At 40.3% G+C, this 12572-nt stretch carries 14 protein-coding genes; 1 reads left to right on the top strand and 13 read right to left on the bottom strand.

Annotated features, from left to right (window positions below):
• Positions 1-5 precede the first annotated feature (5 nt).
• From EHR01_RS03900 to EHR01_RS03875, 6 genes are read right to left on the bottom strand one after another with little or no spacing between them, the layout of a single operon-like run.
• Positions 6-1232 carry a type II secretion system F family protein gene (locus tag EHR01_RS03900; RefSeq protein ID WP_135693282.1) on the bottom strand — a complete coding sequence of 409 codons (1227 nt, stop codon included), beginning with the start codon at positions 1230-1232 and terminating at the stop codon, positions 6-8.
• Between the two features lie 5 nt (positions 1233-1237).
• On the bottom strand, positions 1238-2914 hold the full coding sequence (gspE, locus tag EHR01_RS03895) for a type II secretion system ATPase GspE (protein WP_135693280.1): 1677 nt from the start codon (positions 2912-2914) through the stop codon (positions 1238-1240).
• Complete coding sequence (gene gspD / locus EHR01_RS03890; RefSeq protein ID WP_135693278.1) at positions 2911-4674, bottom strand: type II secretion system secretin GspD; 1764 nt, start codon at positions 4672-4674, stop codon at positions 2911-2913. Before gspD ends, gspE begins: the two co-directional genes overlap by 4 nt.
• A gap of 1 nt (position 4675) precedes the next feature.
• On the bottom strand, positions 4676-5590 hold the full coding sequence (locus EHR01_RS03885; protein WP_135693276.1) for a general secretion pathway protein GspC: 915 nt from the start codon (positions 5588-5590) through the stop codon (positions 4676-4678).
• A gap of 29 nt (positions 5591-5619) precedes the next feature.
• On the bottom strand, positions 5620-6618 hold the full coding sequence (locus EHR01_RS03880; protein ID WP_135693274.1) for a peptidoglycan DD-metalloendopeptidase family protein: 999 nt from the start codon (positions 6616-6618) through the stop codon (positions 5620-5622).
• A gap of 18 nt (positions 6619-6636) precedes the next feature.
• Entirely contained in the window at positions 6637-7005 is a 369-nt protein-coding gene (locus tag EHR01_RS03875) for a type II secretion system-associated lipoprotein (protein ID WP_135693893.1), read from the bottom strand.
• 120 nt (positions 7006-7125) lie between these two features.
• On the opposite strand from EHR01_RS03875, the gene EHR01_RS03870 reads away from it, so the two are divergent.
• Positions 7126-8571 carry an ATP-binding protein gene (locus EHR01_RS03870; RefSeq protein ID WP_135693272.1) on the top strand — a complete coding sequence of 482 codons (1446 nt, stop codon included), beginning with the start codon at positions 7126-7128 and terminating at the stop codon, positions 8569-8571.
• Here EHR01_RS03870 and EHR01_RS03865 read toward each other — a convergent pair whose 3' ends face one another.
• The 7 genes from EHR01_RS03865 to rplS all read right to left on the bottom strand — a co-directional run bounded on the left by EHR01_RS03865 (position 8572) and on the right by rplS (position 12572).
• Positions 8572-8772: a hypothetical protein gene (locus EHR01_RS03865; RefSeq protein ID WP_100719942.1), complete on the bottom strand. Its 201-nt coding sequence runs from the start codon at positions 8770-8772 to the stop codon at positions 8572-8574. It abuts the gene before it with no gap.
• Between the two features lie 104 nt (positions 8773-8876).
• A complete protein-coding gene (locus EHR01_RS03860) occupies positions 8877-9224 on the bottom strand; it encodes a YraN family protein (RefSeq protein WP_135693270.1) in 348 nt (115 codons plus the stop codon).
• 30 nt (positions 9225-9254) lie between these two features.
• On the bottom strand, positions 9255-10442 hold the full coding sequence (locus tag EHR01_RS03855; protein ID WP_135693268.1) for an HD-GYP domain-containing protein: 1188 nt from the start codon (positions 10440-10442) through the stop codon (positions 9255-9257).
• A 34-nt stretch (positions 10443-10476) separates the two neighbouring features.
• On the bottom strand, positions 10477-10737 hold the full coding sequence (locus tag EHR01_RS03850; protein ID WP_135693267.1) for an EscU/YscU/HrcU family type III secretion system export apparatus switch protein: 261 nt from the start codon (positions 10735-10737) through the stop codon (positions 10477-10479).
• Positions 10734-11390 carry a hypothetical protein gene (locus EHR01_RS03845; protein WP_135693266.1) on the bottom strand — a complete coding sequence of 219 codons (657 nt, stop codon included), beginning with the start codon at positions 11388-11390 and terminating at the stop codon, positions 10734-10736. The genes EHR01_RS03850 and EHR01_RS03845 overlap by 4 nt, the downstream gene beginning before the upstream one ends.
• The gene (locus EHR01_RS03840; protein WP_244309967.1) at positions 11371-12021 is read right to left on the bottom strand and encodes a ribonuclease HII; all 651 of its coding nucleotides are present in this window, start codon (positions 12019-12021) and stop codon (positions 11371-11373) included. Before EHR01_RS03840 ends, EHR01_RS03845 begins: the two co-directional genes overlap by 20 nt.
• Before the next feature lie 113 nt (positions 12022-12134).
• Positions 12135-12572 carry a 50S ribosomal protein L19 gene (rplS, locus tag EHR01_RS03835; protein WP_167481627.1) on the bottom strand — a complete coding sequence of 146 codons (438 nt, stop codon included), beginning with the start codon at positions 12570-12572 and terminating at the stop codon, positions 12135-12137.

The following is a 12572-nucleotide window of genomic DNA, read 5'->3' as shown; positions in this document are numbered from 1 at the left end:
AAACTCTACATCCCCTGGATTTCTTGAGTTAGTTTGTACATTGGCGTCATAATCGCCGCCATGATTGTAAAAATAATTCCACCCATTACAATGATCATCATTGGTTCTAATGATTGGGTCAAAGATTTTATTGCCGTATCCACCTCGGATTCATAGATTTCCGAGAGTTTATTCATCATTTCGGGGACTTTGTCAGACGCTTCCCCTGCACTGAGCATCCCAAGAACCATTTGCGGAAGTACCTGGGATCCTTGTAGAGAATCCGAAAGTTTCCCGCCCTCTTTGATTTTGACGATTGCCGCTTCAATTTCTTCTTTAAAAACTGTATGGCCTACAACATCAGAAACAATGTTCAAAGAAACAATTAAAGGTACTCGGTTCAGAAGTAATATCGATAAATTCCTAGCAAAATTCGAAACCAAAATTTTACGGAGTAAGGTTCCAATCACCGGTAACCTTAACAAAAATTTGTCCCAAGTTTTTTTCCCTTCGCCTGAACTTTTCCATTTCATAAAACTGAGGAACCCACCGGCAATGGCACCGAGAATTATAAACCAATAATTGGTCAAAATATAAGATAAAAAAATAACACTTCTAGTCAGTAAGGGAAGTTTGGCATCAAAGGAAGCAAACAACTGTTCAATTTGCGGAATGACCACCACAAGAAGGAAAATGGAAACACCTAAGGATAGTAAACCCATAATCATGGGATAAATCATCGCCACTTGCACTTTGGATTTTAACTCAGAAGATTTTTCTTCCAGTTCAGCTAACCGATGCAAGGTGTTTTCGTAATTTCCGGTAGACTCACCAACTGAAATCAAACTTGGGTACTGGTCAGGAAAAACTGTTTTATGTTTTTTCATGGACTCAGAAAGGCTCATCCCTTCTGTGATGTCTGCACGCATCTCAATCAATACTTTTTTGAAGTAGATGTTTTCCACTTGGTCAATGATCGACAACAAACATTTATCAAGTGGAATACCCGCACCAAGTAGTGTTCCAAGTTGTTTACAAAATAGGCCTACTTCTTTTCTGGGAATTCGGTATAATAATTTTGATAAAAATGGGAAAAGTTCTCTTTCTTCTTTTTCACGATCTTCTTGGATAGAACGAACATAAAGCCCTTTCGCCTTTAATTTGTTACGAGCCGCCTGAAGATTCGGGGCATCGATAATATTCTTTTCTTCTTTCCCCTTTCTGTTGAATGCAACATACGTATAAAGTGGCATAAAATCTAAGATACCCGAAGGACTTCTTCTGGGGTAGTAACACCCTCAATCACTTTATATTTACCGTAATCTTGCAAAGTGGAAAGGCCATTTTTTACAGCCAGTTCCTTGATACGATTTGCATCGGCTCCTTGCAAAATCGCACGTTTGATTTCATCGTTCATGGTGAGAAGTTCATACAAACCAGTTCGGCCTTTGTATCCAGAATTTAGACAAGAAGAACAACCTTTTCCCCTGTATAATACACCATTTTTTAATTCTTTTCTATGGATTCCAAGACCTGCCAAATCTTTATCAGTAGGCTTGTAACTAGTTTTGCAATCCTTACAAATCACACGAACAAGCCTTTGTGCCATAAAACCTAAAACTGAACTTGTAATGAGGTAAGGTTCGATTCCCATATCCACAAGTCTTGTAACAGCCGAAGATGCATCATTCGTATGTAGGGTAGAAAACACTAAGTGTCCCGTGAGTGAAGCTTGGATGGCAATCCTTGCCGTCTCCTCATCACGGATCTCCCCTACCATCACTACATCCGGATCTTGACGTAGGATGGAACGAAGGCCGGCAGCAAAGGTAAGGCCTATTTTTTCGTTCATCTGCATCTGAGAAATCCCATCCATTTGGTATTCCACTGGATCTTCACAAGTAATGATATTTCTCTCTTCTGTATTGATTTCGGAAAGTGCAGAATAAAGGGTCGTCGATTTACCAGAACCTGTCGGACCTGTTACCAAAATGATTCCATAAGGTTTATAGATTAGATGTTTAAATTCACCGAGGATTTCCTTATTAAAACCCATAGTGTCAATCGAATACTTTTGGTCCGTTTTGTTTAAGATACGCATTACGATACGTTCCCCAAACTGACAAGGGATGATGGAAACCCGAACATCCACATCTTTCCCTGCTAACCTAAGTTTAATTCTACCATCTTGCGGCAAACGGTTTTCCGCAATGTTTAGATTCGACATAATTTTAATACGTGTGGAAATACCCGCCAAATAAGATTTAGGTGGGCTCAAAACTTTTTGTAAAACACCATCCACACGGTACCGGACGACGACAGACTTTTCAAATGGTTCTACGTGAATATCAGAAGCTCTTTCCGAAACTGCTTGGGATAAAATCACATTTACCATCTTAATGATGGGAGCTTCATTTGATAAATCTAATGCATCGGATTCAAAAGCATCGGAGAGATCCCCGAAACTTCCGTCCATTTCATCCATCATCTCTTTTGCTTCGGCAGTGGTTTTGTCGAATTGAGAATGGATGATTCTCATAATTTCGTTTTCGGTGGCGAGAACGAACTGGATTTCGTATCCTTTTAGGAAGGATCTCATATCATCCATTGGATGGAGATCTGTCGGATCACAAGTGGCAACGATTACTTTTTTGCCTTTGACAGAAACAGGTACTATCTTAGAACGTTGGACAAGTTTTAGTGGAATTTTTCCAAACACATCCTCATTTCCAACAAACTCAAGTTTGTCGATAAACTCCATACGATGGAGTTTTGCCAGGGCCTTTAGAATGTCAGTTTCAGAAGCGAGACCTTTTTTTTGGATGATATGAGTGATGGGAAGATTTGTTTTTTCCTGTTGTTTGGAAATATCTTCGAGATCCTTAATTGTAAGGATCCCATCTTCTAATAAGATTTGGCCTAAACTCTTTCTCATCGTAATTTCTTTTCTCGTTCGTCGACCATCCTTTCTTGTTCATTTTTCTTTTGGATGGTCATACGATCCGATTTATCGCGGTCGTCTAGGATGTGGGGAGTCAAAAACACCATCAAATTGGTTTTACGATTTTGATTGGTAGTCCTTCGGAATAAAGTTCCAAGAAGTGGAATCTCACCTAAAATGGGAATCTTTTGCACTTTCTTTTGTTTGTCATTGGAAAGTAGTCCCCCAATCACAATGGTTTGGATATTGTCTACAACGATGGTTGTTTTGATATCACGTTTGTTAAAGGTTGGGTTTCCTCCCGTTGCTTCCGAAGAAATCCCTGCTACGTTTTTAATCTCTTGGTAAAGATCTAAGGTGATTCGATTATTTTTATTTATATGGGGAGTGAATTTGAGTTTAATCCCTGTTGGGCGGTATTCGAAGTTGGCGACTGTGACTGCGTTGTCTCCACCAAGACCTGCGTTACGGTTTTGTGTTCTCACAGGAACATCTTGCCCCACGTTGATTTCTGCCTCTTGGTTGTCCAAAGTCAAAATTTGAGGAGCAGATAAAACATTAAAATTTTCATTGGTAGAGTTTGCATTTAAAATACCAATGATCTGTTGGCCCCCACGACGAATGAACCCAAGTGAAAATCCAGAAAGTGTGTTTACGTTAGTTGGTCTCCCGTTCTTATCGATGACCCCACCAGTGGCAGCAAGACCAGTATTAAACTGTCCATACGCCAACTCTTGGTAACGCCAATCGATACCGAAGTCATTAAGATCAGTAGATGTTAACTCTACGATTAAAACCTCAAGTAACACTTGTTTTCTGGGAGTATCTAGAATTTTTATAATTTTTTTGATTTCTTCCCATTCTTGAGGAGTTGCCGTCACAATCAGTGAGTTAGACTCTTTATGTGCTACAGCTTTGATTTTATCTTGTTTGCCTGGAACTTTCGCTTGTTGTGCCACAGGTTGTGGAGGTGGAGTTGGCTTTCCATCGGGTCCAGGTTCTCCTGGTTGACCACTAGGTGCAGGTGCCGTTGGTGCATCAGGCATATCCAACTTTACAAGGATTGCAGCAAGTTTTTCTGCTTCATTGTATTCCAAGGTATAAATATGAATATCACCAGCAGAAGAAATGGACCCAGGTCCATCCACTCTTATGTCCAAGTTATCCACTAACTTTAGTAACTTATTGATATCAGAGGTAGAACCGGAAAAAATCAATGTATTTTGGTTTTTGGGAATGATGATATCTGTATCCGGAGAAGTAACCCTTTTAAGGATTGGCTCTAGTTCCACAGCATTTGAAAATTCTAACGGAACAATTTGTGTGATGGTTTTATTCAGCGAAACTTCAGATTCAGAAACCGGATCTTTTCCAATGCGCACAATCGGAGACTTAGCAAGTGCATCTTTGATTTTGACAACTTTGATAAGATCATTTTCTTCAATCAGTCCGAAACCTTGTGTTTCTAAAACGGATTTCATAAACCCGTAGGCATCTTCAATTTTCACTCGTTTCTGAGAAATGATCGTTACTTTTTTTCCTTTGACCGCATCATCAATCAAGATGTTTCTTTTGATGATTGCACTCATCCCCATAAGGAAATCTTTGAGTTCTGTGTCTCTCCAATCGGCAGTAAAACTTGCAGGCTCCGGGGAAGATTTTGTTTTGGGTTTTCCCTTTTCTTGGGAAAAGCCCGGTGTCACAAATACATAAAGGCAAATACTAAGTACTACTAAAGGAAGACGATTTCTCATTTTAATTCCGAATGATAAATTCATATGTGATTATTTTGCCTTGTCTCTCTAAATCCACTGTAATTTTCGGAGCTTGTTTGATCGAACCCCAAATTTCCAACATTTTCTCTGTTTCGTTCAGTGGCATTCCATTGACACGTTTGATGATATCCCCGCCACGAGCACCGAGGGAATAAAACACATGGTCTTTTGCCACCTGATAGATCTTGTAACCCTCGATCTTTCCGTCTACCAAATGAGGACCAAACCTTGCATTTTTATAGATAGTATTCGGGTCCTTCAATTTCCTGTTTACGTCTTCTCGGGAAAGAACTTTTTGAACCGTTTGGCTGGATGGCCCTAAACTTGAGACCGCGGCCGCATCTTTCGGGCGGATTCGTTCTTTTGCTTGGGCGGGAGTTTCGCCAATATTCACTCGAAGGCTAAGCCCACCTTTTTTTAGAACCACATAATGTTGTTCGATGGTTTGGACCTTGTATCCACCCACCATTTCACCCGTTCCATATTCTTCAGAATCATTGTTTTGTTTTTCTCGGATGGTGACACGAGCAAAAGACCAATGTCCAGAAAGAGTTCCGGTGACAAGCATCTGGTCGTCATCTCCATTGTCCTGAGCAATTTCAGGATCTAGCGGTGTGCCATCTGCGCCGCGTTTGGTGGCATCATTTGGATCATATACTTGTCCGCGAATCAAATTTCCCGTAACGATGTCTTCGTAAGTACTCACCGCCAAAATTACTTCTTGGCGCATTTGTTTGGGACGAGTGTTCCCAGCAACGCTGATACCTGTTTCTGTGGAAAACAAAAGGAGAAGGACCAACTTCAATAAATAGGCAAGAGAAAAAGAAAAGAGTAAAACCGCCGGAATCAATGTCAAAAACTGACTCGACTGAATTCTTTGAAGGATTAGATTCATGCTCCCCACAAACCGGAGAAAAACTCCGATTACATTCCGGCTACTTCAGATTTAGGGAGTCTTGTGACTTGTTTTTCCGTGATGCTTAAAGCGGATTCAGGATTCATAATTTTCCCGTTTCGAAACACTTCAAAATGCAAATGTGCCCCTGTTGCTGTTCCCGTCCTTCCGACAAGAGCGACCACACGACCCATCTTCACCGTTTCCCCAACCTCAACTAAAATCTGTGAACAATGGGCGTAAACTGTTTTATAACCATTTTTATGTTGGATGGTAACCGAATTTCCATACCCGCCGTTACGACCAGTAAAAACCACTTCTCCGTCGGCAGCAGATAAAACAGGAGCTCCCACTTTGGCAGCAAGATCAAGTCCCGTATGATACACTCGATTGTATTTATTAAAAGGATCCACACGTCGTCCAAACCGAGAAGTCACTCGGCTTTGTGGTACAGGCATAATGAAGATTTTTTTGAGAACCACTCTGGAAGAAGAAGCATTTTTTACTTGGACAGGAACTTCCAAAACTTGGCCGATTTTCAACTGGTCACCAGCAAGTCCGTTGTGTTTCTTTAATTTGGCCAATTCAATAGAAAAAGAACGAGCAATCTTTGATAGGTTGTCTTTTTTTTGTACTGTATATTTTTTTACAATGATTCCGGATTCGTGAACCACCGTATTACTCACAACGGGAGACACATCAATGTATTTGGGTAAATCGAGAGAAGCTAGTTCTACTTCATCTTCATCAGAAGATACATTGACTCCGGCAGAAAAGAGTTTATGAACTTCGGAATCTTGGGATTGAGAGCCAAAGAGACGAAACATCCCAGTTTCTCCACCGGGGAGAGATTCATTGATTTCGGAATGGATTTTTTGGAAAGGGTTTGCGAGAAGCCCGGATCCCGAAAGAACCAAAAGAGAAAATGTTACCAACCGGAGGACTTTCACGATTAAAATATCGGGACTAAAGGGGAAGAATCTTGAACCAGAAACAAAGAAAGAAAAAAAACGAAATGCTAGCGACAATGGAGACTTCCCAAACCTTTATTTCTTTGTTTTTTTGACACTGGGTTCTACAAGAGTGAATTTTTTAGAAACCCACTCTTCCACATCTTCCAAGTCATACTGCTTCTTTTTTATATCATCATTGATGATATAGGCTGCCAATTTTCCCACAGAAGACTCTCTAGACTCCGCAATGGGATACACCTTCAATTTCAATAGAGAAGGTGTGGATTCGATATAAATCTTAACAAGAGTTCCTTTTTTCCAAACTTCAGTTTGGGAAAATTTGATCTCCTCTTGTAAGGCATATGTCTTTCCATCATAGTATTCATTGATTTCCCTTAATCTTTCTTTTTTAATCAACCTTTGGGAACAATGACTGAACACAAGGAGAAGAACGAAGGGAATTACACGAATGACACTACAATTCAAAGCAAACTCTCAGGAAAAGTCACCATGATGCCTTATTTATGAAAAGTCTTTTTTATTTTTTGGCCCAAAAGAGATAGAAGATTACCCCTTCTCGTTGTGATCCCCAAACGCGCTGAAGTTGGTAGCCTGTTATACGAATGGAATGGGACAAAAGAAATCCAAGTCGAGGTTGGGATCCGAAGAGGACTTCCTTATTTCCAAATTTTGGGTTCTGCGACTCTATCCACCAAAGAATCCAAAGATCGCATCCGTTTGGCTCTGGAGGCTTCAGGATACCAGTTCCCACTCGAAACCATCATCATCAATTTAAAACCGGCTCATATCCCGAAAAGGATGGTTTGCCTGGACCTAGCCATTGCAGTGGGAATCCTCCTGGCAACAGACCAAATCCAAATTCCAGAAACCCAGGTCCTTTTTTTGGGAGGGTTGGGACTTGATGGATCGATTCTCGGAGGAAAGGAACTATTGCCCTATCTTTGGCAAAACCAGAAGCAAACGGGGGCTTCCCTCTGCCTCCCTCGTTCTTTAGAAAAAGAGACCCTACCCGAAGGCAAGTATTACTTCCTCGAGAACCTGGATGGACTTCGTGAACTAAAACTCGCTTTACCCGACACTCGAGAGATTCCTTCCTCACCCTCAGAGCCTCTTACTTGGAACGAAGTACATTTAGATCCTTACCAAATGAAAGTGTTCCAAGGGCTTTTGTATTCTGTTCTTGGAAAACACCATAGCCTGCTTTTGGGTAGCCCTGGTTCGGGCAAAACGATGCTCCATAGAATGTTAGAATCTTTATTGCCAACTAAGGAAACAAGAGACCAAAAAAACCAAGGGATTTGGACTTTGGAAGGAGAGTTCGAAATTCCCTCAAACAAACGCCCTTTTCGTTCCCCTCACCATTCTGCAACAGAAGTGGGCCTTGTGGGAGGAGGACTTCCCTTCCAACCAGGAGAAATCTCAAAAGCCTTCGGAGGAATTTTATACTTAGATGAAGCCTTGGAATTCAAAGATAGGATTCTAGAAAGCCTCAGAATGCCTATGGAAGATTCGTATTTGGAAATTGTAAGGATGAATGAAAAAACAAAGTTAAAAACTGATTTTACCTTAATGTTATCGGCAAACCCCTGCCCCTGTGGAAATTATCATAGTAACCAAACTTGCCATTGTTCCTTACAAAGAATTCGTCTCTATTTACAAAAAATCAGTGGGGCTTTTTTGGATCGAATCACCGTCTTTCAAACGTTATTCGAAACATCAAATGATCGGTGTATCAAATTAGAAGAATTCAAAATGAGACAAATTCTAATGGAACGATTTGCATTTCGAAATACAAATCTCATTCCAGAAGATGAAGATAAAAAAATCCAAAAAACTCTGGATACAGAAAATCAAACCAAACAACTGTCCTTACGAAAGAAAAAACAAATCATTTCTTTGGCAAGAACCATTGCAGATTGGAATCTCTCCCCCCGAACCAAGGAAGTACATATTTGGGAGGCCGTAGACTATTGTATCGGATACCAATGGATTTATAGTTTGGGATAATTACTTTGAAATAAAATGCGAAATTTCCATCGCAATTTTATTTATCGCATAATCCATGTAAGCTGGATCATCGATCTTCTTTTTGTAATTTTCGAATTTTTTCTGGATGGTAGATGCCATCCCTCTTTTCCGGAGTAATACCGGATCTGGACCAAATTCTTCGGTTTCGGCTAAATTCCCAAAAATACTAAATTGACTCATGTGGTTACTTCCTTGTAACAATCAAACTCTCATCCTTGAGAGCGTTTTCCCTTATGGGATACATGAACAATCGGCCCGGTACAAAAATCCCTTGATGAAGTATTTTAGAAGATTGACGAATAAAAACGCACTTCCTTTTTTTCAGTGATATGGATCAAATTAAGCGAAGGTGTTAGGTGAACAAAAGCCGGAATCTCTTTCAATAAATAGTAATATACCTTCCGCATTCGCTTGCGTTTTGTCTCATGAAAACATTCCAAAGGATGAAATCCAGTGCGTACGTCCCAAGTTTTCACATCAGAACAATGGAGGAAATCGTTCTCAAGGCTAATTATGTCTAGTTCCCCAAAAGATTTTCTGAAATTACGAAAGAGGATGGTATGACCTAAAGAATCCAAAAATTCAACGGCCAAATCCTCACCCGACCTACCTAGATCCGTTTTTTTCGGCATTTGTCGGGCCATCCCATTGCCAAAGAAGGATTAGTAAATCTGTGAAAAGGGAATGGCTTGTTGGATGTAGAGATTTAAGTCTTTCATAAGATCCACAAATTCCAAATGTTTGAGGCGTTTGCCTTCTGCATCTTTTGTGACTCGGATGACGGGGCGAAGAGGTTTGTCTTTGTTAGATTCAATGACCATACCCATCCTTAGGTCAGAAAGAACGACACCGGACCCCACAGGAAACATAGAAAGTTTATTTAAAAACAATCTTACCATTTTTAAATCAAAACGGTTCACGTTTTCACTGATCATAATCTTCATCGCTTCGTAAGGAAGGATGGCTTGTCTGTACGGCCTAGGGTGGATCATGGCAGCAAATTGGTCAGCGATCATAAACACTTTTGTGAGTTCTTCGATTTGGTTGGCAAGAATCCTCTGCGGATAACCAGAGCCGTCCACAGCTTCATGGTGTTGGAGGGCCACAATCGCAAGAGAGTTTTTTAATTTTAATCTTTGGGTAAGGATTTGGTAACCTGTGACAGGATGGCGTTTGATGGTTTTTAAATCTAGCTCTGAAAGATTTCCTTTTTTTTCAGACACTTCTTCTGGGACTGTGACCATTCCAATGTCTGCAAAAAGAGAGGCCAAAGCCAAATCGATGAGTTTGGGTCTAGAAAATTCTAAAAAATTTCCAAGCATCACCGAGAAGAATGTCGCATAACAGATATGAGTGTATAAGTAATATCCTGAATGAGAATGGGACAAAAGTAAAATGGGAATTTGTGCATTGGCTTTTGTATGGTCTGCAATCCGCTCTGCTATTTCACGAAATTCGCGAATTTCCGTATAACGACCTTCGGATGCTGATTTATAAGTTTTTTGCACTAAATCAAAACAGTCTTTAAAAACAGCATTGAACTCAACCTTTGTGGTATTAGTTTTTTCTAATAAATATTTAAAACGTGTGGAATTTTCATCATCTTGGTAAAAAGGAAGGTTGGTATCAAAATATCCAGGACCTCCACCAGCGGTTGCTTTTTCACCTGCTTCGGCCAATACCTTTTCTCCATCCGTTAAGACAAAGCTGATTCCAAATTGAACCAAGCGGTCTAAATCTTGTTGGGTGATGGGTTGGTCAGCTCCGACAAAAACAGTGTCCTTATCTAAATAAATTGACTTAGTAAACTTCGAGCCAGGTTCCAAGTCTCGAATGGAAATTTTCCGCATAATTGCGTAAATCCTAGTAAGAAGCTTAGAAACATCAATTGTTTTTCTTTTGTCTCTCTAAAACAAGAATTCGAAACACTGCTGCCACTGCTTCATACAATTCCCTGGGAATTTCTTTCCCATTAGGGAGATGATCTAAGGTTTGAATCATCACTTCATCTCTTATGATAAGAACACCAGACTCTTTGGCGAGCCGAATCAAATTTTCAGCCAACCTTCCTTCTGCCTTTGCCACAAGTTTTGGTGCGGAATGAAAGTTCGGATCATAAGCAAGGGCTGCCATTTTTTGTTTCATCTATAATCTCCGTTAAAGGTTTCTTCCTTCCAAGTTTCCACTTGCACCGAACGGATTTGGGGAAAGTCCCGAACAAGGTTTGCCAAAGAGTGATGTAAGTTTTGGTTTTGGAATGGCTTTTCTCTTGTGATTTGCACAAGGATCGGTTTATCTTTCTCTGGATCATAATGGAATTGGATTCCCATCGCACCTGTTGCTTCAGATTCCCAAAATACATAGAGAACCAAACCCTTGTTTTTTGGTTCTACTACCATATGTAATGATTCTTTGGCATCAGGATCAATATAAGAAAGAAGATCCGAAAATCCAGTTTCGCCTAAAAGATAATTCCAAATTGGTTTTAAGTCAGAAACCTCCATGGATTTGGAATCCGATTGGATCGCCATCCACTGGGTCCAACGCAAACGATTCTCTACTTTCCAGGAATTTGTTTGGACTTCTCTTTCGAGTCCGTTTACCAAAAGAGTTCTTTGGTCCGTTGCAATCTTTTTGGTTTGTCCAAGAGAGTTAGAATGCAATCCTTTGGAAGGAACGGAACCTTCTTTAGATGTTTTGGTTTCGAATGGGGAATTTTTTACCTTTTGCTTGTGGGTCAGTTTGCCCAGAGAGAAAAACGGAGAAAGAGAATTCTGATTAAAAAAGAGAGGGCTCACTTCCCTCAGATCGGAGAAATTTACAAAAACTCAACCTGTGGATCGGAGAAATTCCGAGTTTCAAAAGTGCCTCCCTATGTTCTTCAGTCCCATAACCTTTGTGTTTGGCAAATCCGTAACCTGGATATTTCAAATCCATTTTTTCCATATATTCATCTCTATAGGTTTTAGCAAGGATGGAGGCCGCAGAAATGGAAGGGATCAAATCATCACCTTTGGGAAGAGAGAAATAACCTTCTATAGGTTTTGTGATCTTTAGTTTATAATTTCCATCTGCCAAAAGATAGGGCCTACTGTTTAACAATTTGTCTTCTTTCCGAGTTGTCTTTTCTTCGTAAGCAGATGTGGACAAATTCAATTTTTCATTCACAGTAGTTTTGGATTCAATTGATTGTGAGTTTGTCGGCAAACACCGATTCATCCCATAAAAAATGGCTTGGTTGATATTAAACCGATCAATGAACTTGGCGCTAACAAAACTCACTCGGAAATAGGAAGCATACTGAATGATTTCCTTTCTGAGTTCGATTCGTTTGGGTTCTGGAATTTTTTTGGAGTCGCGAAGACCTTTTAAGATTTCTCCGCTTTTGATTTTTTCTAATGTTTTGAGGGTAAAGGAAACACAACCCACAGAGACGGGGCCGGCAAGTGTACCACGACCTGCTTCATCGAGTGAGTAACAGGTCAGGTGAGGAATTTGAAATTCAGGAAAGAACGGCCGAGTGACGACCGTTTCAAGAGAGATTATGCGCTAGGTGCTTCAGCAGCTTTTGCTTGTGCAAGAGCGGCTTTAGAAGCCTCATCCTGTCTCTTTTTATCTTTGGCAACAATTGCTTGTCCGCCTTTTCTTTCTTTGATACGTCCCGCTTTTCCTTTTTTATCACGGAGATAGAAAAGTTTTGCACGACGAACAGATCCTTTACGAACGAGTTCAATCTTTGCAATGCGTGGGCTATGAAGTGGGAAAATTCTTTCCACTCCGATATCATAAGACACTCGTCTTACTGTGAAAGTTTTGCTTTGTGATTTGTTCGCAATGGAGATCACAATGCCTTCGTAAACCTGAACACGTTCTTTTCCAGATTCAACGATTTTGTAGTGAACTTTTACAGTATCACCAATTTCGAAATTAAGTTCGTTCTTTGCTTCGCCTGCGAGTGCTGTTTCTAGAATCTGATTCAT

Origin of the sequence: Leptospira mtsangambouensis (assembly GCF_004770475.1) — a bacterium.
GTDB classification, from domain to species: Bacteria; Spirochaetota; Leptospiria; order Leptospirales; family Leptospiraceae; genus Leptospira_A; species Leptospira_A mtsangambouensis.
The sequence above is the reverse complement of the archived record's forward strand: the minus strand, read 5'-3'. Positions and strand labels throughout refer to the sequence as shown.

Excerpts from the sequence above, each read along its gene's own strand:
- EHR01_RS03900 (WP_135693282.1), bottom strand. The coding sequence starts at position 1,232 with ATGCCACTTTATACGTATGTTGCATTCAACAGAAAGGGGAAAGAAGAA.
- gspE (WP_135693280.1), bottom strand. The coding sequence starts at position 2,914 with ATGAGAAAGAGTTTAGGCCAAATCTTATTAGAAGATGGGATCCTTACA.
- gspD (WP_135693278.1), bottom strand. The coding sequence starts at position 4,674 with ATGAGAAATCGTCTTCCTTTAGTAGTACTTAGTATTTGCCTTTATGTA.
- EHR01_RS03885 (WP_135693276.1), bottom strand. The coding sequence starts at position 5,590 with ATGAATCTAATCCTTCAAAGAATTCAGTCGAGTCAGTTTTTGACATTG.
- EHR01_RS03865 (WP_100719942.1), bottom strand. The coding sequence starts at position 8,772 with ATGAGTCAATTTAGTATTTTTGGGAATTTAGCCGAAACCGAAGAATTT.
- EHR01_RS03860 (WP_135693270.1), bottom strand. The coding sequence starts at position 9,224 with ATGCCGAAAAAAACGGATCTAGGTAGGTCGGGTGAGGATTTGGCCGTT.
- EHR01_RS03855 (WP_135693268.1), bottom strand. The coding sequence starts at position 10,442 with ATGCGGAAAATTTCCATTCGAGACTTGGAACCTGGCTCGAAGTTTACT.
- EHR01_RS03850 (WP_135693267.1), bottom strand. The coding sequence starts at position 10,737 with ATGAAACAAAAAATGGCAGCCCTTGCTTATGATCCGAACTTTCATTCC.
- rplS (WP_167481627.1), bottom strand. The coding sequence starts at position 12,572 with ATGAATCAGATTCTAGAAACAGCACTCGCAGGCGAAGCAAAGAACGAA.